Origin of the sequence: Weizmannia acidilactici (assembly GCF_008974185.1) — a bacterium.
In the GTDB taxonomy this organism is placed as follows: Bacteria; Bacillota; Bacilli; order Bacillales; family Bacillaceae_C; genus Weizmannia; species Weizmannia acidilactici.
Genome location: NZ_BKZP01000022.1, coordinates 16,783 through 37,549, shown reverse-complemented (window position 1 = coordinate 37,549; position 20,767 = coordinate 16,783). Strand labels below are relative to the sequence as shown.

21 protein-coding genes, 1 tRNA gene and 2 pseudogenes are annotated in these 20,767 nt (G+C 46.9%); 22 read left to right on the top strand and 2 right to left on the bottom strand.

Annotated features, from left to right (window positions below):
* Nucleotides 1-228 precede the first annotated feature (228 nt).
* The 3 genes and pseudogenes from veg (at nucleotide 229) to BpJC4_RS10580 (ending at nucleotide 1,635) form a co-directional block, all read left to right on the top strand.
* Complete coding sequence (gene veg, locus BpJC4_RS10590; RefSeq protein ID WP_151681842.1) at nucleotides 229-480, top strand: biofilm formation stimulator Veg; 252 nt, start codon at nucleotides 229-231, stop codon at nucleotides 478-480.
* Nucleotides 481-1,111: 631 nt separating this feature from the next.
* Nucleotides 1,112-1,249 (top strand): annotated as a pseudogene (locus BpJC4_RS16590) (group II intron reverse transcriptase/maturase); the annotation flags it as partial.
* A gap of 197 nt (nucleotides 1,250-1,446) precedes the next feature.
* Nucleotides 1,447-1,635: a small, acid-soluble spore protein, alpha/beta type gene (locus BpJC4_RS10580; protein WP_151681960.1), complete on the top strand. Its 189-nt coding sequence runs from the start codon at nucleotides 1,447-1,449 to the stop codon at nucleotides 1,633-1,635.
* A 123-nt stretch (nucleotides 1,636-1,758) separates the two neighbouring features.
* Here the strand turns inward: BpJC4_RS10580 and BpJC4_RS16375 are convergent, their stop codons facing one another.
* Nucleotides 1,759-2,016, bottom strand: a complete 258-nt coding sequence (locus BpJC4_RS16375) for a hypothetical protein (protein ID WP_216643727.1) — start codon at nucleotides 2,014-2,016, stop codon at nucleotides 1,759-1,761.
* 120 nt (nucleotides 2,017-2,136) lie between these two features.
* On the opposite strand from BpJC4_RS16375, the gene ispE reads away from it, so the two are divergent.
* The 19 genes and pseudogenes from ispE (at nucleotide 2,137) to BpJC4_RS10485 (ending at nucleotide 20,403) form a co-directional block, all read left to right on the top strand.
* On the top strand, nucleotides 2,137-3,003 hold the full coding sequence (gene ispE / locus BpJC4_RS10575; RefSeq protein WP_151697878.1) for a 4-(cytidine 5'-diphospho)-2-C-methyl-D-erythritol kinase: 867 nt from the start codon (nucleotides 2,137-2,139) through the stop codon (nucleotides 3,001-3,003).
* 189 nt (nucleotides 3,004-3,192) lie between these two features.
* On the top strand, nucleotides 3,193-4,041 hold the full coding sequence (gene purR, locus BpJC4_RS10570; protein ID WP_172967578.1) for a pur operon repressor: 849 nt from the start codon (nucleotides 3,193-3,195) through the stop codon (nucleotides 4,039-4,041).
* Entirely contained in the window at nucleotides 4,038-4,412 is a 375-nt protein-coding gene (locus BpJC4_RS10565; RefSeq protein WP_151697877.1) for a RidA family protein, read from the top strand. Before purR ends, BpJC4_RS10565 begins: the two co-directional genes overlap by 4 nt.
* A 128-nt stretch (nucleotides 4,413-4,540) precedes the next feature.
* Complete coding sequence (gene spoVG / locus BpJC4_RS10560; RefSeq protein WP_061566021.1) at nucleotides 4,541-4,834, top strand: septation regulator SpoVG; 294 nt, start codon at nucleotides 4,541-4,543, stop codon at nucleotides 4,832-4,834.
* Nucleotides 4,835-5,118: 284 nt separating this feature from the next.
* Nucleotides 5,119-6,492 carry a bifunctional UDP-N-acetylglucosamine diphosphorylase/glucosamine-1-phosphate N-acetyltransferase GlmU gene (gene glmU / locus BpJC4_RS10555; RefSeq protein ID WP_151681955.1) on the top strand — a complete coding sequence of 458 codons (1,374 nt, stop codon included), beginning with the start codon at nucleotides 5,119-5,121 and terminating at the stop codon, nucleotides 6,490-6,492.
* Nucleotides 6,493-6,505: 13 nt separating this feature from the next.
* Nucleotides 6,506-7,468, top strand: a complete 963-nt coding sequence (locus BpJC4_RS10550) for a ribose-phosphate diphosphokinase (protein ID WP_151681954.1) — start codon at nucleotides 6,506-6,508, stop codon at nucleotides 7,466-7,468.
* Between the two features lie 113 nt (nucleotides 7,469-7,581).
* A complete protein-coding gene (locus tag BpJC4_RS10545) occupies nucleotides 7,582-8,223 on the top strand; it encodes a 50S ribosomal protein L25/general stress protein Ctc (protein WP_151681953.1) in 642 nt (213 codons plus the stop codon).
* Between the two features lie 579 nt (nucleotides 8,224-8,802).
* Nucleotides 8,803-8,940: pseudogene (locus BpJC4_RS16585) on the top strand (group II intron reverse transcriptase/maturase); the annotation flags it as partial.
* A gap of 367 nt (nucleotides 8,941-9,307) precedes the next feature.
* Nucleotides 9,308-9,865, top strand: coding sequence for an aminoacyl-tRNA hydrolase (gene pth, locus BpJC4_RS10535; protein WP_151681550.1), 558 nt, complete (start codon nucleotides 9,308-9,310; stop codon nucleotides 9,863-9,865).
* A gap of 129 nt (nucleotides 9,866-9,994) precedes the next feature.
* Nucleotides 9,995-10,222: an anti-sigma-F factor Fin family protein gene (locus BpJC4_RS10530; protein ID WP_151681549.1), complete on the top strand. Its 228-nt coding sequence runs from the start codon at nucleotides 9,995-9,997 to the stop codon at nucleotides 10,220-10,222.
* A 148-nt stretch (nucleotides 10,223-10,370) separates the two neighbouring features.
* Nucleotides 10,371-13,916 (top strand): transcription-repair coupling factor, encoded by a 3,546-nt coding sequence (gene mfd, locus BpJC4_RS10525; protein WP_151681548.1) that lies wholly within the window; start codon nucleotides 10,371-10,373, stop codon nucleotides 13,914-13,916.
* Nucleotides 13,917-14,181: 265 nt separating this feature from the next.
* Nucleotides 14,182-14,718: a stage V sporulation protein T gene (spoVT, locus tag BpJC4_RS10520; RefSeq protein ID WP_151681547.1), complete on the top strand. Its 537-nt coding sequence runs from the start codon at nucleotides 14,182-14,184 to the stop codon at nucleotides 14,716-14,718.
* A 238-nt stretch (nucleotides 14,719-14,956) separates the two neighbouring features.
* Nucleotides 14,957-16,579, top strand: a complete 1,623-nt coding sequence (locus BpJC4_RS10515; RefSeq protein ID WP_151681546.1) for a putative polysaccharide biosynthesis protein — start codon at nucleotides 14,957-14,959, stop codon at nucleotides 16,577-16,579.
* A complete protein-coding gene (gene yabN / locus BpJC4_RS10510) occupies nucleotides 16,569-18,029 on the top strand; it encodes a bifunctional methyltransferase/pyrophosphohydrolase YabN (RefSeq protein ID WP_151697876.1) in 1,461 nt (486 codons plus the stop codon). The genes BpJC4_RS10515 and yabN overlap by 11 nt, the downstream gene beginning before the upstream one ends.
* Before the next feature lie 24 nt (nucleotides 18,030-18,053).
* On the top strand, nucleotides 18,054-18,314 hold the full coding sequence (locus tag BpJC4_RS10505; RefSeq protein WP_172967541.1) for an RNA-binding S4 domain-containing protein: 261 nt from the start codon (nucleotides 18,054-18,056) through the stop codon (nucleotides 18,312-18,314).
* 231 nt (nucleotides 18,315-18,545) lie between these two features.
* Nucleotides 18,546-18,851: a sporulation protein YabP gene (yabP, locus tag BpJC4_RS10500; protein ID WP_151681543.1), complete on the top strand. Its 306-nt coding sequence runs from the start codon at nucleotides 18,546-18,548 to the stop codon at nucleotides 18,849-18,851.
* Entirely contained in the window at nucleotides 18,848-19,477 is a 630-nt protein-coding gene (yabQ, locus tag BpJC4_RS10495) for a spore cortex biosynthesis protein YabQ (RefSeq protein ID WP_151681542.1), read from the top strand. Before yabP ends, yabQ begins: the two co-directional genes overlap by 4 nt.
* A 56-nt stretch (nucleotides 19,478-19,533) precedes the next feature.
* Nucleotides 19,534-19,926 (top strand): FtsB family cell division protein, encoded by a 393-nt coding sequence (locus BpJC4_RS10490; RefSeq protein WP_253693903.1) that lies wholly within the window; start codon nucleotides 19,534-19,536, stop codon nucleotides 19,924-19,926.
* 72 nt (nucleotides 19,927-19,998) lie between these two features.
* On the top strand, nucleotides 19,999-20,403 hold the full coding sequence (locus BpJC4_RS10485; protein ID WP_151681541.1) for a S1 domain-containing RNA-binding protein: 405 nt from the start codon (nucleotides 19,999-20,001) through the stop codon (nucleotides 20,401-20,403).
* Nucleotides 20,404-20,587: 184 nt separating this feature from the next.
* On the opposite strand, the gene BpJC4_RS10480 is transcribed toward BpJC4_RS10485, so the two are convergent.
* Nucleotides 20,588-20,661: transfer RNA gene (locus BpJC4_RS10480), tRNA-Met, on the bottom strand.
* Between the last annotated feature and the right edge of the window lie 106 nt (nucleotides 20,662-20,767).

Here is a 20,767-nt window from a genome sequence, read left to right as displayed (position 1 = left end):
GCACACGATTGAAGAGGGAGACTTCTTTCAGGAAAGGTTAAAGTTGGTCCGGCTGTACCATTTTACATAATTCGATCGCATTCGGCATATACTATGTACAGCGAAAAATTGACCCGCATTTAATTAGGAAAAATGTTGACAGATCGACTTGTTCATTGATAAAATATATGTTTTATTTGACCTAATCCACATATTGTGTTACACTAGAACTTAGTGAGGTGGAGCGAAATGCCAAAAACGTTGACTGACATTAAAAAATCCTTGGATTCAAACTTGGGAAAAAGATTAATGTTGAGGGCCAATGGCGGAAGAAGAAAAACGATTGAACGTTCTGGTGTTTTGGCAGAAACTTATCCATCAGTTTTTGTCATTGAATTAGACAAAGAGGAAAATGCATTTGAGCGGGTTTCATACAGCTATGCAGATGTATTGACAGAAACAGTGCAGTTGGTTTTTATGGATAAACAGCAGGAAGGATGAATGAAACGGCAGCAGACATATGTTTGCTGTTTTCAGTTTTTATTGAAAAAAGCGGCGGCGGGCACTAGGCCTGCCGCCGCTTTCGGTTCGCCTGGCATGGCTGCACGCTATAGGGTGAAAGTCCCGAATCGCGAAGGCAGTAGTAGCGATAGTCTAACGCAAGGGTGTCCGTAGTGATGCGGAATCTGAAGGAAGCGAGCGGCAAACCTCCGATTCTTGAGGAACACGAACCTCATACAAGGCTAGGTATCATTGGATGAGCTTGCCGAACAGAGTAAAGTCCATACTGCCAAAGGTGATACAGAGTAAATGAGGCAGATAGGTGGAGGAAAGAGTGCAGTCTTACCCAGGGAGGTCTGACTGGTACGCCGACTAAGTTGGTAACTAGCCTAGTGATAGGTTATTGAACAGTCAGAAGTCAGCAGAGGTCATAGTACAATACGGGTCGCTCCCGTTTTGGAAGGACTGAACAATCAAAGAGAAGTTTTCGTCTGGAAATTCTGTATGGCAATGACACAGACAATCCGTAGTGGACCTACTTGAGGAAAGTAGTGGTGAATTCCATGAGAGACCTCAAGAGGGTGGAGCCAGAACAGGTTTATTGAAAGAGGATACAAATGGGTCATTGAGGGGAAACTCAAGGAAAGCATATTGGCGAATTTCTAAAAGTCCAATATTACACAAAACCCTTGGTAACTCCTACTGGAATCACCAAGGACTGAAAAGCCTGTATGAAAAGTATTGTGACAAGCGTCATTTATTTGATTGAACCGCCGTATACGGAACCGTACGTACGGTGGTGTGAGAGGACGGGGGCTAGTCACCTCCTCCTACTCGATTCATATTTTGGACCGGTTCCACACATACTACAGGCAGGCATGCAGGGATTGTTTTTGAACCAAAATAAAAATGGAGAGGCGGGCTTTTTGACCCTGCTTTTTCACCAAAGGGGGAAATGTTCATCTTATGAACCGAAGAAGAGGGATTATGTCTGAACGTTTTAAAGAAGAGTTGGCGAAAGATTTGGGCTTTTATGATGTTGTCCAAAAAGAAGGATGGGGTGGCATTAAAGCCCGTGATGCCGGGAATATGGTCAAACGGGCCATTGAACTGGCGGAAGCGCATCTGGCTTCGGAAAAACAATCAGGCATTTGACCTGTCGGTACCTTTTGGACTGTTGCATGCCGGAGGGGGCTGTCCCTAAAGTCAGTAATTGACCTGGGGCGCCCCTTTTTAAATGCACAGTTCTATCGTTGGAATTTGTTAATGATCGCGAAATTACCCGCTTTCTGCAGGCAGTCCGCGAGCCTCTTCGCACGACTCCATGCTGCGGGGTCCCTTCTTGTCCTCCTTTTCCTGCAGGAGTCTCGTGAATTTCGCGATCATCAACAAAATACGTGAAACAAGAACCCTGTTTAGAAAAATTATTTTTCCGGCAGATTGATTAAGAGATTTTTGGGAAAGCCCCTCCTTGCGCCCTTCGTCCCAGCCATGGCGTCCGTTGAAGAAAACGGTAAATTTTACGCCTGTCCACAATTTCTTCTGCTTTATGATGAAATTTATTCTTTGATGTAAATATTTGTCGGGCATTATGTTAGAATAAGAAAAATGAAGCATAGGAAAGCTGCGGCTGGATTTTGGAAGTAGGTGAACGATTTGAAATTGTTGGTCAAAGCGCCGGCAAAGATTAATTTATCGCTCGATGTGCTTGGCAAGCGCGAAGATGGCTACCATGAGGTTGAAATGATTATGACAACCATTGATTTGTCCGACCATCTTGAACTCTCGGAACTCCGCGAAAATGAGATTAAAATCGTTTCGCAAAACCGCTTTGTGCCGGATGACCAAAGAAATTTGGCATATCAGGCTGCCCGGTTATTGAAAGAACGGTACGGGATTCGGCAAGGCGTAGAAATTGCAATCGACAAGGTGATTCCGGTAGCTGCCGGGCTGGCGGGCGGAAGCAGCGATGCAGCCGCGACACTCAGAGGGTTGAATAAGCTGTGGAATCTCGGCCTCTCCCTCGATGAATTGGCCGAACTCGGCGCTGAGATTGGCTCCGATGTGTCCTTTTGTGTCTATGGCGGTACCGCGCTTGCTAAAGGGAGGGGCGAAAAAATCACCAAACTGCCTGCCCCGCCGAATTGCTGGGTGATCTTGGCGAAACCGCCCATCGGGGTGTCGACGGCCGAAATTTACAAGCAGTTGGACTTGAATCAATTCGTACATCCGGATATCAACGGGATGATTGAGGCAATACGCGGACAGGATTTTCAAAAAATTTGCCGCCTTGCCGGCAATGTGCTGGAAAGCGTCACTTTAAAGGCGTATCCGCAAGTGGCGCACATTAAAACGCAGATGAAACGTTTCGGGGCGGACCTTGCTTTAATGAGCGGAAGCGGGCCTACCGTTTTCGGCCTTGTCCAGTACGATTCGAGGCTCCAGCGGATTTATAACGGCCTGAGGGGATTTTGCGGACAGGTATTTACTGTAAGGTTGATCGGGGAACGCGAACAATCATAAAATAAAATACACTATTGTACGGAATTTGATTTGCAAAAACAAAAAAATGATGTATATTTATGTTATCATATCCAGTTTTTCCGGCGCCTACACCTGCCTGAGTTTATGTGCGCCCGTTTTTGGCGTAAAGGATGCGGCGGGGCGGGCACCGCGCTTTTAATGAGATCGGATGTAACGGGGGTTTGTAGAGTGAAGTTTCGGCGAAGTGAACGACTTGTGGACATGACGCATTATTTATTGCAAAAACCGAGGATTCTCGTACCCCTCAGTTTTTTTGCCGATCGTTACAATTCCGCGAAATCTTCTATCAGCGAGGATTTAACGATTATCAAAGAAACGTTTGAAAAAAGGGGGATTGGAACGCTACAAACCGTGCCCGGCGCGGCGGGCGGCGTAAAATTTATTTCGCGCGCGGGCAGGGCGGAAGCGGATGAAGCAATCAGCGAACTTTGCACGCTCATGGAAAATCCGGACCGTCTGCTGCCGGGCGGGTACTTATATATGACGGATTTGATCGGCAACCCCCAATTGATCAGCAAGGTCGGCAAATTATTGGCTGCCGCTTTTTCCGACCGAGAGATTGACACGATTATGACCGTGGCAACAAAAGGGATCCCGATTGCGCTTGCTGCTGCCATGTATTTAAACGTTCCGGTTGTTATCGTCAGAAACGACAGCAAAGTGACGGAAGGGCCGACTGTCAGCATCAATTATGTCTCCGGCTCGCAAAAACGAATTCAGACGATGGTCCTGTCCAAAAGAAGCCTGCGGGAAGGGGCAAAAGTTTTAATTGTCGATGATTTTATGAAAGCCGGCGGGACGATTAACGGGATGATCAATTTGTTAAAAGAGTTCAATGCATCTGTGGCGGGTATCGGTGTACTGGTGGAATCCGAAGACACGAAAGAACGCCTTGTGGATGATTATGTGTCCCTCGTCAAATTGAAGGATGTGGATGTGCGCAGCCAGCAAATCAAAGTGGTGGAAGGAAACTATTTTTCGAAAGTCAGCACTTTTTTAGAGGAGGATGCAAAATGAAGACCGTATCAACAAAACAGGCGCCGCAGGCAATTGGACCATACGCGCAGGGCATCATTGCGGGCAATTTATTTTTCAGTTCAGGCCAGATCCCGCTGAAGCTGGATGGGACGCTTGTAGAAGGAGATATTGAAGCGCAAACCCATCAGGTGATGCAAAATTTAAAAGCGATTTTGGAAGAGGCAGGCGCTTCATTGGAAACAGTCATCAAAACAACGGTTTTTATTAAAGACATGAATGACTTTGCCAAAGTGAACGAAGTATACGGTTCCTATTTTACAAGCCATAAACCGGCCCGCTCCTGTGTGGAAGTGGCACGGCTCCCGAAAAATGCGGGTGTTGAAATAGAAGCGGTTGCGCTTATTCCTTAATGACCTGTTCCCTGCTTCCATTCTTTCAATCTATGAAAAATTTTAGGGTTTTTTTCTGAAAAAGAAGGAAATTTTTAAAGTACGTTGAATACTAAAAATGATCCTAAATTTTTTAAGGTGGTGAAAGAATGGAAGTAACAGATGTAAGGCTGCGCCGTGTGCACACGGAAGGCAGGATGAGAGCGATTGCATCTATTACCATGGACAACGAGTTTGTTATCCACGATATTCGCGTGATCGACGGCAACAATGGCTTGTTTGTTGCAATGCCGAGCAAAAGGACTCCGGACGGCGAGTTTAGAGATATCGCCCATCCAATCAACTCGAGTACGCGCAGTAAGATCCACGACGCGGTTTTGTCGGAATATCACCGTTTAGGGGAATTGGAACAAGTGGAATTTGAGGAAGCCGGCGCTTCCTGATAGAATATTTGCAACAAGAGCCTACTTCAACAGTAAGGCTCTTCTTTTTTGCATATTTTTACGCCGCCCGTACCGGAACAAGCACCTCCTGCATTTGTCGGACGCCGTACCCTGAACCGGCCTGTCCCCCTTTTTACAGCAAATTCTTCTATTGTAACTAAATCATCCGCAACTTTGCCACAAAAATGGTTTTCCAATAATTGTATTTCCCCGGGTTTCCTTGAAATAAACGATTATTTAAGATATATTTTTTATGGATAAAAAGGTTTATTGGGGGATCATAAATGGCAAATAGATTCGCTGTACTCCTAGCTGCAGGCCAGGGTACCCGCATGAAATCGAAATTGTATAAAGTGCTCCATCCCGTCTGCGGAAAGCCGATGGTCGAACATGTTGCAGACCAGGTTTTACAGCTTGATATGGATAAAATTGTGACGGTTGTCGGGCATGGCGCAGAACAAGTACAGGCATGCCTAAAGGGCAAAACGGATTTTGTCCTGCAAGAGGAACAGTTAGGTACCGGGCATGCCGTCCTGCAGGCTGAACCGATTTTGGGAAAAGAGGACGGTACTACTTTGGTTGTCTGTGGGGACACGCCTTTATTACAGGCGCAGACCTTAAAGGCGCTATTTGAGGAGCATGAACAGAAAAAAGCGAAAGTAACGATTTTAACCGCAAACGCATCCGACCCAACCGGATACGGGCGGGTGATCCGCAATAAAGCGGGATTGGTGGAGAAAATTGTCGAACATAAAGACGCCACACTGGAAGAACGGAATGTGAGAGAAATCAATACGGGTGTTTACTGCTTTGATAACCGGGCGCTTTTTGGAGCTTTAAAACAAGTTTCGAACGATAATGCCCAAGGCGAATATTATCTCCCTGATGTTGTGAGCATCTTAAAATCGCAAGGGGAAATCGTGGTTGCTTACCATACGGAAAGCATGGAAGAAACTTTAGGCGTAAACGACAGGGTCCAGCTCGCCGAAGCGGAAAGGATCATGAGAAAACGCATCAACGAAGGCCATATGAAAAACGGCGTGACAATCATTGATCCGCAGCAAACTTACATTGATGCGGATGTTGTGGTCGGCCAGGATACCGTCATTTACCCGGGGACGAAGCTGTCCGGAAAAACCATCATCGGGGAAGGATGCAAGATCGGGCCGAATTCGGACATTATGGATTGCATCGTCGGAAACGGAACAGAAATCCGCCAATCGGTTGCAGAAAACAGTGAAATCGGTGCCCATGTTCAAGTCGGTCCTTATGCCCATATACGGCCGGAGTCGTTGATCGCGGACGATGCAAGGATCGGCAATTTTGTTGAGGTCAAGAAATCAACCGTCGGAAAAGGCAGCAAAGCATCCCACCTGACGTATATCGGCGACGCGGAAGTGGGGGCGGGCGTCAATCTTGGTTGCGGCACGATTACAGTGAATTATGACGGTAAACATAAATTTAAAACAATCATTGAAGATGGTGCATTTATCGGCTGTAACTCCAATTTGGTTGCACCTGTAACCATCGGAAAAAATGCTTATGTTGCTGCGGGTTCGACGATTACGGATGATGTTCCGGGAGAAGCATTATCCATAGCACGCGCACGACAGGTCAACAAGGAAAATTATGCCAATAAATTAAAACATAAACAATAATTGGAGGTCCATCATGTCTAACCAGTATTTAGATCCAAATTTGAAAATTTTCACGCTGAATTCCAATCCGAAACTTGCCGAAGAAATTGCCAGAGTTGTCGGGGTGGAACTGGGAAAATGTTCCGTTTCGCAATTCAGCGACGGTGAAATTCAAATCAATATTGAAGAAAGTATCCGCGGCTGCGATGTTTATGTGATCCAATCGACAAGCGATCCCGTCAATGAACATATGATGGAACTCCTCATTATGGTCGATGCGTTAAAACGGGCTTCCGCGCGTACGATTAACCTTGTCATCCCTTACTACGGCTATGCAAGGCAGGATAGGAAAGCCCGCGCGCGCGAACCGATCACTGCAAAACTCGTAGCTAATCTTTTGGAAACGGCAGGCGCTACGAGGGTGATTACATTGGATTTGCACGCGCCGCAAATTCAAGGATTTTTCGATATTCCAATTGACCATTTGATGGGCGTCCCAATTATTGCGAAATACTTTAAAGGCAAAAAATTCCGCCAAGAAGATATTGTCGTTGTTTCCCCCGACCATGGCGGCGTGACCCGTGCCCGCAAACTGGCTGAGCGCCTCAAAGCGCCGATCGCTATTATCGATAAACGCCGACCGCGCCCGAATGTTGCCGAAGTGATGAACATTGTCGGAAATGTGGATGGGAAAATTTGCATTATCATCGATGACATTATTGATACGGCAGGAACGATTACGCTTGCGGCGAAAGCGCTGATTGAAAGCGGCGCGAAAGAAGTGTATGCGAGCTGCACCCACCCGGTATTGTCAGGGCCTGCGATTGAACGCATTAACAACTCCCCGATTAAAGAACTGGTTGTCACCAATTCCATCAATATTCCGGAAGAACGTAAAATCGAAAAGCTTGTAGAGTTGTCGGTTGCGCCGCTTTTGGGCGAAGCGATTATCCGTGTGCATGAAGACCAGTCTGTAAGCCCGCTGTTTGACATATAATTTGTCGGGAATTCCGGTATAAAGCCAAAAAAATTAAAAAAATAGGTTTATATTCTATTTGGCTGGGGTAAATATATACTTGATGCTTGCTTAAACATTAGGAGGTCATGATCATGGCAAATGTACTGGAAGCAAGAAAAAGGGTGGAAAGACACCATTCCACCAGCCGCCAGCTTAGGAGAAAAGGCTACATACCGGGCGTTGTTTATGGTTATCAAACTGAAAATACACCGATTTACGTTAGCGGCGCCGAATTTGAAAAGTTATTGCGCGAAGAAGGAAGAAATGCTGTGTTTTCCCTTGATGTGGAAGGGATGCAGCGAAACGTTATGCTTCATGAGGTTCAAACGGATCATCTGAAAAATAAAGTCATCCATGTTGATTTTCTGGCAGTAAATATGTCGCAGGATGTCGATGCGGAAGTGCGCGTCGTCCTTTCGGAAGAATGCGCCGGGGTGAAGGACGGCGGTGTGCTGCAGCAGGCATTGCATGAATTGTCCATTACCGCAAAACCAAATGAAATCCCTGATGCGATCACGGTGGATGTTTCTAATTTACAAGTCGGCGAAAATATCTCTGTCGGGGATATTCGCGGGCAATACGGTTTTACGATTAACCATGATGATACGGAAACGATTTGTTCCGTGCTGCCGCCTCGCCAGGAAGAAGAAATCAGCACTGGCGAACAGCAGGAATCGGGAACGCCTAAAAATCTTGAAGGGCGGGAAACAAACGAAGCGGCAGATCCGAGCTGACGGAAAAAGGCGTATGAAAGTACGCCTTTTTTGGTGCGCCTGGCATGGTTGCACTCTATAGGGTGAAAGTCCCGAATCGCGAAGGCAGTAGTAGCGATAGCCTAACGCAAGGGTGTCCGTAGTGATGCGGAATCTGAAGGAAGCGAGCGGCAAACCTCCGATTCTCGAGGAACACGAACCTCATACAAGGCTAGGTATCATTGGATGAGCTTGCCGAACAAAGTAAAGTCCATACTGCCAAAGGTGATACAGAGTAAATGAGGCAGATAGGTGGAGGAAAGAGTGCAGTCTTACCCAGGGAGGTCTGACTGGTACGCCGACTAAGTTGGTAACTAGCCTAGTGATAGGTTATTGAACAGTCAGAAGTCAGCAGAGGTCATAGTACAATACGGGTCGCTCCCGTTTTGGAAGGACTGAACAATCAAAGAGAAGTTTTCGTCTGGAAATTCTGTATGGCAATGACACAGACAATCCGTAGTGGACTTACTTGAGGAAAGTAGTGGTGAATTCCATGAGAGACCTCAAGAGGGTGGAGCCAGAACAGGTTTATTGAAAGAGGATACAAATGGGTCATTGAGGGGAAACTCAAGGAAAGCATATTGGCGAATTTCTAAAAGTCCAATATTACACAAAACCCTTGGTAACTCCTACTGGAATCACCAAGGACTGAAAAGCCTGTATGAAAAGTATTGTGACAAGCGTCATTTATTTGATTGAACCGCCGTATACGGAACCGTACGTACGGTGGTGTGAGAGGACGGGGGCTAGTCACCTCCTCCTACTCGATCGGGAATCAGCCTGTTGATTTTTGCCTGGTTGTGTAAATTTTTGCTGTGGCCGGCCTGCTTGCACTTTTTCCTTTCTTCATGGATAATTGAAATAGAACCTCCATGGCATTAGACTATCGAAAATACCAGGACGAAGGAGCTTTTCAAAACGAACAATCTCTTCTGCATGTAAATTCCTATCATCGCATATTTTCATAACAGACTTTTAAATAAAGCGTGTACGATTAATGGAGCGCCATGCAGCGCAGTCTATCATAAAATGATTCAGCAATGTATCAACTAATTGAGGTGTGGGTATGAAATGTATTGTCGGGCTCGGAAATCCAGGGTCCCAGTATGAACGGACAAGACATAATATCGGTTTTGAGGTGGTTAACCTGCTTTCGGAAAGGCTCCAATCCCCTTTTAAACAATCCAAATTTAAGGGGCTTTGTGCAGAAGCAACCGTAAGCGGTGAAAAAGTGCTGCTTTTAAAACCGATGACATATATGAATTTATCCGGTGAGTCCATCAAAGCTGTAATGGATTATTATCGTCTATCCTTCGGGGACTTGCTCGTGGTGTACGATGACCTCGATTTGCCGATGGGAAAGATCCGCCTCCGGCAGAAGGGCAGCGCGGGAGGCCATAACGGGATTAAGTCAACGATCCGGCATCTCGGCACACAGGAATTTAATCGCATCCGCATCGGAATCGGGCGGCCGGATAAAAATGTGTACATTCCCGATTACGTATTGGGCTGTTTTTCCAAAGAAGAATGGGCCACTATGCAAATGGCGGTCGAAAAAAGCGCTGATGCGTGTGAAGCCTGGATCACTAGGCCGTTCCCGGAAGTAATGAATGTGTATAATTAAAGCCTGCCCCAGCATTTTCAGGCGCGAATTTTGCGGCAGTTTTTAAGATCTTTTTTCAAAAAATGAATAACCCCTTTTGAAGGCGCCCATACTATATAAGGACAATGTTGAAAAAAAGGGGGCCGGGGCATGGCAATCCATTACTATTGCCGGCATTGCGGCAAGAAAATCGGTACAATCAGGGAAAATATTGAAGCGGACCGGATGGGGCTGTTCTTTTTAACAGAAGAGGAACGGAAGGAAATGGTTGTGCCCCAGGGAGATGGAAGCGTCCGTATCCAGTCGATTTGCGAAGACTGCCAGGATTTATTTGAACGCGAATCGAAATTTCACGAATACGGTTATTTAATCCAGTAATGCGCTTTGGAAAAAAGTCCAAAGCATTTTTCTGTTTGCTGCGGGCAAAATGCCTGTCCGCTGCAGTGCCTTTTTTCATTTTGATTTTACAAAACAGTTTGAATAATAGAGAAAAGGGAATCTCAGTGAAGAGAGGAGTTGGCAATTTTTGAACGGGATACAACAAATCATACTGGAACACGACGAAATTGACTCAGTGGTCAATGGCATAAAAGCCAGGCTGAAGGAACAGCTCGTTTCCGGTTTGTCCGGTTCGGCAAGGAGCGTGTTCATTGCTTCCATGTACCAAAAAACGGGGCAGCCGGTCATTGTGTTGACTTATAATCTATTACAAGCGCAAAAATTATACGACGACCTTTCGCAATTTGTGGATGAAAATGCATTATTCCTCTATCCTGCCAATGAGCTGATTGCAGCGGAAATGGGTGTAGCGAGCCCTGAACTGAGGGCGCAGCGGATCGAAGTTTTAAATGCGCTTCTTTCGAAAAAAAACTGCCTTGTCGTCGTCCCGATGGCCGGGTTGAGAAAAATTTTGCCACCCAAACCAGTATGGGAAAAGTACCAGCTGTACTTTGAGGTTGGAAAAGAAATACAGCTCGATCATGTTTTGGAAATGCTGGCGGAGATGGGATACAACCGGTCGGATATGGTTGATGCGCCGGGGGATTTCAGCCTGCGCGGCGGGATTCTCGACATTTACCCGCTTACGGAAGAAGATCCAATCCGCATTGAACTGTTTGATACAGAAGTGGACTCGATTCGGACGTTTTCCGCAGATGACCAGCGTTCAAGGAAAAAGCTTTCCGCTGCATCCATCGGCCCCGCCACCGAGTTTTTGGCCGGCCGCGGGATGCTGCAAAAAGCCGCGGCAGCCGTACAAGATGGTTTATCTAAAACGCTTTCAAAAATAAAAGATGAAAAGGTCAAACAAAATCTTGCCCAAAATATCGGTTTTGATATTGAAAAGCTTAAAAACGGGGAAAAGCCCGAACAAATTTTCAAATATTTATCCATTCTTTATGGCCGTCCTGCCAGTTTACTAGATTATGTTGATGAATCCGGCATCTTGTTTCTGGATGAATTCAGCCGCGTGAAGGAAATCCAGGAGCGGCTGGAAAGGGAAGAAGCCGAATGGTATACGGCCATGGTGGAAGATGGGGAAATGATCTATGATCTGTCCGTTTCCCATTCTCTGGACAACCTGCTTGCAGAAAAAAAATTAAAGAAAATCTATTTATCACTGTTTTTGCGGCATATTCAAAACACGAACCCGCAAAACATCGTCAATATCGCCTGTAAGCCAATGCAGACGTTCCATGGGCAGATGCATGTGCTGAAAGCCGAAATCGAGCGCTGGAAAAAAGGGAATTTTACAGTTATTTTTCTTGGTGCAGATGAGGAACGGGCCGAAAAACTGCGGAGTGTGCTGGAAGATTATGAAGTGGAGGCGGCAGTTGTCAGTGCGGGGCAGTCGTTGATCCCCCACCGCATCCAAGTGGCCGAGGGGAGCCTGAACACCGGTTTTGAACTGCCAATGTTTAAGCTTGCGGTCATTACCGAAGAAGAACTTTTTAACAAAAAAGCGAAGAAAAGAGCACGGCGCCAAAAATTGTCCAATGCCGAGCGGATCAAAAATTACTCGGAATTGAATGTCGGCGATTATGTTGTCCATGTCAACCACGGGATCGGAAAATATTTGGGCATCGTCACGCTTGAGATTAACGGTGTCCATAAAGATTACCTGCATATTAAATACCAGGGTTCAGATAAGCTGTATGTGCCGGTCGACCAGATAGACCTCGTCCAAAAATATGTAGGATCGGAAGGCAAAGAACCGAAGATCTATAAATTGGGCGGCAGCGAATGGAAACGGGTGAAAAGAAAAGTCCAGTCTTCCATTCAGGATATTGCGGACGATTTGATCAAGTTGTATGCGGAAAGGGAAGCATCAACAGGATTTGCCTTTTCGCCTGACGGGGATATGCAGCGGGAATTTGAGGCTGCTTTCCCGTACAAAGAAACGGAAGACCAGTTGAGATCCATCCAGGAAATCAAGCGTGACATGGAAAAAAGCAAACCGATGGACCGCCTGCTGTGCGGGGATGTCGGCTACGGCAAAACGGAAGTCGCGATCCGTGCCGCTTTTAAAGCGATTATGGACGGCAAACAAGTGGCTATGCTAGTTCCGACGACCATCCTTGCCCAGCAACATTATGAAACGGTTACGGAAAGGTTCCAGGACTATCCGATCAAAGTCGGGATGTTGAGCCGTTTCCGGACGCGGAAAGAGCAGAATGAAACGATCAAGGGACTGCGCAACGGAACGATTGATATGGTGATCGGCACCCACCGCCTCCTTTCTAAAGATATCCAATTTCATGATTTGGGCCTTTTGATTATTGACGAGGAGCAGCGTTTCGGGGTCAGCCATAAAGAAAAAATCAAGAAACTGAAAACAAATGTCGACGTGTTGACGTTAACCGCGACGCCGATCCCGAGGACACTGCATATGTCCATGCTCGGCGTGCGGGATTTGTCGATCATCGAAACGCCGCCTGAGAACCGTTTTCCTGTCCAGACGTATGTATTGGAGTACAATAATAACATTGTCCGCGAGGCGATCGAACGCGAACTCGCACGGGACGGGCAAGTTTACTTTTTGTATAACCGCATCGAGGATATCGAACGGAAGGCGGAAGAAATCTCCATGCTTGTTCCTGATGCCCGGGTGGCCTACGCGCACGGCCAGATGACCGAAGCGCAGCTCGAAACGGTCATTTTCGGATTTCTGGAGGGCGAATTCGATGTTCTTGTAACGACAACGATTATTGAAACAGGCGTTGATATCCCAAATGTCAATACATTAATTGTGTGCGACGCGGACCGGATGGGGCTTTCACAACTGTACCAGCTGCGCGGGCGTGTCGGGCGTTCCAACCGTGTTGCCTATGCGTATTTTACGTACAAAAAAGACAAAGTCCTTGCGGAAGCGTCGGAAAAAAGGCTGCAGGCGATCAAAGAATTCACGGAACTCGGCTCCGGGTTTAAAATTGCGATGCGCGACCTCGCCATCCGCGGCGCCGGGAACCTTTTGGGCGCACAGCAGCACGGGTTTATCGATTCAGTCGGCTTTGATTTGTATTCGCAAATGCTGAAAGAAGCGATTGAAGCGCGCAAGGGGACGGATGGCGAGGCAGAAAAACTTCCGCCGTTTGAAGTCGAACTGGATATCGATGCATACATTCCGGATGCGTATATCAAAGACGGATACCAAAAAATTGAAATGTATAAGCGGTTCAGGGGCATTGAAACGATGGAAGACATTGAAGAATTAAAAGGAGAGATGATTGACCGGTTCGGCGATTATCCGCAGCAGGTCAGCGACTTGTTTACAATTGCGGAAATGAAAGTATACGCAAAAGATGCGATGCTGTCATCCATTAAACAGAACAAGCAGCTCATTACCATTTTAATGTCCGAAGCCGGCACGAAAATCGTGAACGGCCCGAAAGTGGTGGACATTGTAAAAAAATACGGGCGTTCGGTCGGCTTCGGCATGGACGGCAGCCAGCTGAAAATCACGCTCGATATTAAAAACAGCAAAGATAACCAGTGGCTGTACACGTGCACGGAGATGATCAGGGAACTGCGCGATGCGTTTGAAAAGTCCAAGGAAACGAGCGCTTCGAGATAAGCTCATGTGAAAAAGCATGGAACAAGCTATTTTTGCTTTGCTTCATGCTTTTTTCGTTTGGCCTGCGTTTGGCAGGGGAAAATAGTGGGAAAATAAAGTTAAGAAGTGGTAACACATACATTTACTAGCGGTTGTGCGAAAAAACGATATAGTATGATGTATAGAACTTGCCAAAAGAAAGATACTAATGTCAACGCAGGTAAAGGATTCAAGAGCCATCTGAAGAATGGTTACCAATCATCTGATGAAAGCGAGGCAACTTAAGATGAAAGCAACTGGAATTGTTCGTCGTATTGATGATTTAGGCAGAGTTGTCATCCCGAAAGAGATACGAAGAACGCTTCGTATCCGTGAAGGGGATCCTTTGGAAATTTTTGTGGATCGTGACGGGGAAGTCATTCTGAAAAAATATTCGCCGATCAGTGAATTAAGCGATTTCGCCAAAGAATATGTCGAGGCACTGTATGACAGTTTAACAAGCCCGGTACTCATCTGTGACCGGGACGTGGTCATTGCAGTCAGCGGCGGATCAAAGAAAGACTACTTAAACAAGAACAACGGGGAAGTCATTGAAAAGGCGATGGAGAACAGGACGCCGGTTTTATCAAAAGAAAAAGGGAAAGTGGCATTGGTGGACGGATTTGAAGATGAGATAGCTTCCTACACGATTGCCCCGATTGTGGCAAGCGGCGACCCGATCGGCGCGGTAGTGATTTTTTCAAAAGACCGCACGATTGGGGAAGTCGAACAGAAATCGGCGGAAACGGCTGCCGGTTTTCTCGCGCGCCAAATGGAACAATAAGGTTTTTGCCCAGCCGATTGATTTCCGGAATTTTTCACATCAGTTTGTTGTACGGCTGCACAACCAAAAGGGGATGCCCGGCACAGGGGCTCCTTTTTTGTGTTGATGCCCCGCGAATTTCCGCCAACAAAGCGTGGGGCAGCCCCTTTTAAAGGATCTTCCCCCTTCTTTTGCCTGATATGGTATAATACATAAGATTTCATCATCAGAACGGTGCGATCTATAGTCAGGCGCCAAGTTGAAAGGCAGAAAAGAAGTGCGGCAGGATAAGGATTCGAGAAAGTTTTTTCAAGGCATCATCATTTTAACGGTTTCGTCTATCATGACAAAAATACTCAGTGCGGTTTACCGCGTGCCGTTTCAAAATATTGTCGGCGATGTCGGTTTTTATATTTACCAGCAGGTTTATCCCATTTACGGCATTGTCATTGCCCTGTCGGCATCGGGTTTTCCCGTTGCCATTTCAAAGATGGTGGCGGAAAGGGAAGCAGCCGGGGAAAGTGTCCACCGATCGTTTTTGGCTATGGTGTTTGTTGTGCTGGGCTTATCCGGTTTCGGTTTGTTTCTGGCTGTTTTTTCCACGGCGCCGCAAATGGCTGCCTGGATGGGAGATGAAAAACTTGCCCCGCTCATTCAAACGGTTTCATTCTCCTTTTTATTGATGCCGCTTATTTCGGCCATCAGGGGCCTCTTCCAGGGGCAGGGCAACATGATCCCAACCGCCCTCAGCCAGGTGCTGGAACAGGCCGTGCGGGTCGCGGCTATTCTCCTATTCTCCTTTTGGCTCGTGCACAGCGGCTTTTCCTTGTATGCGGCCGGGCAGGGCGCCGTGTTCGGGTCTGTGCTGGGCGGCGCGGTTTCAACAGCTGTCCTGATAGTTTTATATATAAAGTACGGCAAACGGGAAAAGGGAACAGAATCTTTTCAATGGAGCGGGATCAAAACGGTTGCACGGATGCTGTTATGTGAAGGGGTCGCAGTCTGCATCAGCGGGCTGCTGCTCGTTTTGTTCCAATTTGTCGATTCGCTCCATATTTATGCGTTGCTGAGAGATGCCGGCGTGGGGATGGAAAAAGCGAAAAAGCTGAAGGGGATTTACGACCGCGGTCAGCCGTTTTTGCAGCTTGGAACGGTCGTCGCTTCTTCACTTGCGCTCAATCTTGTTCCCTTGATTACGCTTGAATATCAAAAAGGCCGCCGGCACAATCTTGTTAAGCAGGTGTATTCGGCTTTAAAAATCAGTACAATCATCGGGGCGGGGGCTGCGGCAGGACTGGTGAACATTATGGTATTCGCCAATACGATGTTGTTTGAGAACAGCGAAGGCACCGCCGTTTTGTCTGTGTTTTCCGTGTCCATTTTATTCAGTACATGGATTTTAACGCTGGCCGGAATCCTCCAGGGAATAGGCCGGGTCTATGCCCCTGCCGTTTACATTACAGCCGGTGTCCTTTTGAAATACGCTTTGAACGAATGGTGGGTTCCGCATTTCGGCACAATGGGCGCTGCAGCTGCGACGGTTGTATCTATGCTGTTCATTTCGCTATTATTTATGATAAGATTGGCAAAAGAAAACTTTCCAATGCTGCCGGCCGTGTTTTACGGAAAGCTCTGCCTTTCGCTTTTGGCCATGACCGCCTGCCTACAAATCTGGCTTTTCCTTTTTCACCATTACGGTCTGTCGGGCAGGACGGCAAGCATTCCGGGCGCATTGGGCGGAACGGCAATCGGTGCGGCGGTTTATGTAATGAGTGTGATTGCGTTAAACTTGCTCTCTGAAGAAGAATGGGGGCTTGTGCCTTTCGGAGATAAATTAGCCGGACTCAAACGAAAGAATTGGAGTGGAAAACATGAGCCATAAGATCACGGTCGTCGGGCTTGGAGCGGGGGACATCGGCCAGCTCCCGCTCGGGGTGTATAAGCAGTTGACAGGCGGCCAAACCATTTTTTTACGGACAAAAGAGCATCCTGCTGTTATGGAACTGGAACGGGAAGGGATGGTGTATACCGCCTTCGATGATGTGTATGAACAGCACGGGCGGTTTGAAGAAGTATACGAAGAAATTGCCGCAATTCTTTTCCGGGAAGCGGAACAGCAGGATATACTTTACGCGGTTCCCGGCCATCCGCTAGTTGCGGAACGGACGGTGCAGCTTCTGCTCGAACAAGGCCCGGCAAAACAAACGGAAGTAAAAATCGGCGGCGGGCAGAGCTTTATTGATGCGCTGTTTACAGCCGTCAAAGTGGATCCGATTGAAGGCTTCCAGCTGCTGGACGGCACCGATTTAAAACGGAAAGACATCCGGACGGGCCGGCACCTGATCATCGGGCAGGTGTACGATGCCTTTATTGCTTCTGATGTGAAGCTGACTTTAATGGAAAAGTATCCGGATGAACACACGGTGGCGGTTGTCCGTGCTGCCGGAAGCAAGGACGAAAAAGTTACCTGGCTCCCGCTTTATGAACTGGACCGGCAGTTCGAACTGGATAACTTAACAAGCGTCTATGTTCCGCCTTTACAGGGCAGGGATTTAAAGGATTTTTCCGAACTGCGGCAGATCATCGCGGATTTGCGCGGCCCTGAAGGCTGTCCGTGGGATAAGGAACAAACCCATCTTTCGCTGAAAAAATATTTGATCGAGGAGTGCTATGAAGTGTTGGAGGCGATTGATGAAGAAGACGAAGACCATCTCGTTGAAGAACTCGGCGATGTCCTGTTGCAGGTGATGCTGCATGCGCAAATCGGCGAAGATGAAGGCATGTTCGCGATAGAAGATGTGATGGAGGCGCTCGCTTCCAAAATGATCCGCCGCCACCCGCATGTGTTCGGCGATGCGGAGGTGACGGATGCGGAAGAAGTAACCAAAAACTGGGAACGCATTAAAGCCGCCGAGAAACCGGGAACGGGGCGCGAATCGCTGCTGAACGGCGTTGCAAAAGGGATGCCGGCGCTGATCCGTGCATACGAAATCCAGAAAAAAGCAGCCAAGGTTGGATTTGATTGGGAGCATGCTGCCGAAGCACTGGAAAAAGTGAGGGAAGAACTGCGGGAATTTGCGGCTGAAATAGAAAGCGGGCAGCGCGAGAATGAAATAGCGGAATTTGGCGATTTACTGTTTGCAATGATTAATGTGGCACGGTTTTTGCGCATCCATCCGGAAGAAGCGCTAGAACAAACAAACCAAAAATTTATCCGCCGCTTCCATTTCATCGAGCAGCAAGTGAAAAAAAGCGGAAGGGATTTCAGCGATTTTTCATTGGAAGAGCTCAATGCATTTTGGAATTTGGCAAAAAAGGAAGAACGAAAATGAGGTGAAAAAATGGAAACTGCATCCATGCGCCTGGATAAATTTTTAAAAGTTTCGCGATTGATCAAACGGAGGACGCTCGCGAAAGAAGTTGCCGACCAGGGCAGAATCCAGATTAACGGCGTACAGGCGAAAGCAAGTTCAAACGTAAAAGTGGGTGATGAACTGACGATCCGCTTCGGGCAGAAAGTGGTTACGGCGAAAGTGGAAAGTTTAAAGGAATCGACAAGAAAAGAAGATGCCGCACAAATGTACACAATCATCAGCGAAACGCGGGTGAATGAATAAGAAAGCCCGGCCGGTATGGAAACATGCCGGCTTTTCGTTTATTGTCGGCCCTATGGAAAGCAGCGAATTTAGGATGATAGGCAAAAATCCGAGCCTGTTAGAGCGGCTGCCGGAAGAATGCGCGAATACCAGATTTCCAGGGGGACCGGAAGTGTGTCTTGTTTTCGGTCTTTTTTCCGGTTGCCTGGCATAGTATAGTACAAAGTTTGGACAAGGAAAGTGGGGATCAGGATGAGTGATTTTTATAATACGCCGTCCAACAGCAAGCCGGTTCTCCAGGAACATGATGTCATTATGCGCGGCCGCAAGCTGCTGGACATTACCGGGGTTAAACAGGTGGAAAGTTTTGATAATGAGGAATTTTTACTGGAAACGGTTATGGGTTTTTTGGCAATCCGCGGGCAAAATCTGCAAATGAAAAACCTGGATGTGGATAAAGGGGTCGTCTCCATTAAAGGGAGAGTGTTTGACTTGGTTTATTTGGATGATCACAACGGGGAGAAAGCTAAGGGCCTCTTTAGCAAGCTGTTTAGATGAGCCTGACAACGCAATTTTATACGATGCTTGCCATGCTTGCCATGGGAAGCTTTTTTGGCGGCGCCCTTGATACGTATAACCGTTTTTTGCAAAGGGGAAAAAGAAAACGCTGGATTGTCTTTATCCATGATGTTCTTTTTTGGCTGTGCCAAAGCCTGCTGCTCTTTTATGTATTGTTTCTTGTGAATTCCGGGGAAGTCCGATTCTATATTTTTCTTGCCTTGTTGTGCGGATTTGCAGCTTACCAGGCATTGTTCAAGCGCGTGTACATGCATATCCTTGAATGGTGTATCCAAACGGCTGTCCGTACTGCCTGGTTTGCGGCCGGCATGTTCCGGCTGCTCCTATTCCGCCCGGCCAAGTGGTTTGTGCTTTTTCTGTTTGCTCTGTTAGTGGGGGCGGGACGGGCCTTTTATGCTATTGTAAAAATGATGGCAAAAATGGTAATATGGATACTAAAGGCAGCCTTTAAACCATTTTCCGCAATCGCCGGCCTTTTATGGCAGGTAAATCCGCTGAAAAGATATTTTGAAAGTTTCTTTGGGCTTACGGCAGGATTATGGAAAACGATCAAGAATAAGTTAGTAAAAATGAAAAACCGGATCGGCAGGTTTCTTAAAAAATAGCACGCTTCATCATATATTCCATTTTTGCCTGCTGCTGGCGGATAGGAGGTAAAGGTTTGGAACGTAACATTGCTTCAATGGACAATGCCTATATCAAACAGCAATCCGCGAAAGAAAAAATCATGGTAAAGAGGCGCAAACTGCTTTTCCGCCGGTTGGCGCTGTTTACCGTCGTGGCCGTTCTCATTTCCAGTGTGATGATTTCAACCCTTGTCTCACGGAAGGCGCAGCTGGCAGCCAAAAAAGAACAGAAAGTAAAATTGGAACAAAAAGTAAAAGAAATCGACAAACAGCAGACAATGTTGAAAAGCGAGATTGCCAAACTGAAAGATGACGATTATATTGCAAAGCTGGCAAGAAGCGAGTATTTTCTTTCTAAAAAAGGGGAAATTATCTTTAATCTTCCTGATTCCAAAAAGAATACCCAAGAAGAAGACGTGTCTTATTGACACTCTTTTTTCATGTTCGTTATAATATGTAAAAGCTTGATTTTTTAACTTTTAAGGAGGAAAAATTTTTTTATGTCAATCGAAGTAGGCAGCAAGTTACAAGGAAAAGTAACAGGCATCACTCATTTTGGGGCTTTCGTCGAATTGCCGGACGGCTCTACGGGACTTGTCCATATCAGCGAGGTTGCTGATAACTATGTAAAAGATATTCACGACCATTTAAATATCGGCGATATGGTTGAAGTGAAAGTCCTGAATGTCGAAAAGGACGGAAAAATCGGGCTGTCCATCCGCAAAGCGAAAGACCAGGCGCAGCAGTCCCACCGGCCGCAAAGGCACAACCGGGCAAACAACCGCGCAAAAGAAGATTTCGAAGCAAAGATGGCGCGCTTTCTGAAAGACAGTGAAGACCGCTTATCTTCGCTCAAGAGAAACACAGAGTCGAAACGCGGCGGACGCGGCGCCAGAAGAGGCTAACTTGCTGTCTAGTTGACACATAAATTGATACAGGATGCTTTGTGCATAGGAAACAGGTAAGCGAATCCGAAACAAGCAGATCGGTTTGTCGGATCCGCTTTTTTCTTTTGCCGTTTCGGACAAGATTCGCTGTGCTGCACGAAAAAAACCGACCCGTTTCAGGCCGGTTTTTTTATCCTTTGAATAGCGGCGGAGGGGATCGAACCCCCGACCTCACGGGTATGAACCGTACGCTCTAGCCAGCTGAGCTACGCCGCCGTCGCTTCTAACGAAAAGCACATTTTCTATGATACAGGCATAGAGGTTGTTTGTCAACTTATTCTTTTGAAGAAAATTGTAAAATGTTTTTCGGCTTCCCAAAGAA